We start from the raw sequence: 747 nt of genomic DNA, 5'->3' as shown, positions 1-747 counted from the left end.
AGGGCCTTAGCCATTAATTCTCCTTTCTTTTCTTTAAAATTTATAGCGCATGATTTAATTCTGGATGCTCAGTCAGCGCTAAAAGACTAAGCATCGCATTCTTATCCCGATCTACAACCTTATTATAGTTCGGACATTTTTCGTTATAGCAGACGTACTCATTGTGTTTAGTACCATGCTTCTTGTTGCCGTAAAGGGTGATCTTGTCATCACCCTTTTTGACATTACCACAAGCCGCACAACGCTGAGTAGACGGATACAGCTTATTTGCCAGAATAAGTTCCTTACCGTACCAATCGCACTTGTAGGTCAAGATCTGCCTAAACTTGCCAAACATCGACCGATGAACACCCTTTGAAGCTATATAGCTCATCAGCATACCCTTAACCGACAGATTTTCGATCACGATCTTGTCGTAGTCATTAATCAGTTCGGTCGTAAATTTGTGCATCAAGTCGTTTTGAATATTGCCAGCCTTGCGATAGCACGCTTGAAGCTTGGCTTTCGTCTTCAAGTAATTTATGCTTTCGCAAGCAGCTTCTCCATTTTTGACTCGCTTTTTGGCAAGCTGCCTTTGATAGTGCTTGATTTTTTTATAAATTCTATCAAGCTTCTTAGGCAGTACGTTCACCCGGCCACCCGTGTAATCAAAGTGACCAACATTGACATCAACTGCGGTAGCTTTACCTGTTTTGTCTGGCAACTTAACATCTTCAGCCTTGATCTTATAAGGGATAGCAACGTAAT

Annotated in this window: 1 protein-coding gene; it reads right to left on the bottom strand. The window is 41.4% G+C overall.

What is annotated here, in order from left to right; translation table 11 throughout:
- Positions 1 to 40 precede the first annotated feature (40 nt).
- A partial coding sequence (locus tag HMPREF3168_RS01520; RefSeq protein WP_148129871.1) for an RNA-guided endonuclease InsQ/TnpB family protein occupies positions 41 to 747 on the bottom strand: 707 nt, incomplete at its 5' end.

It is taken from the genome of Lactobacillus sp. HMSC08B12, assembly GCF_001808415.1.
GTDB lineage: Bacteria > Bacillota > Bacilli > Lactobacillales > Lactobacillaceae > Lactobacillus > Lactobacillus delbrueckii.
Note: the sequence above shows the minus strand (reverse complement) of the source record. Positions and strands in the feature narration are given on the sequence as shown.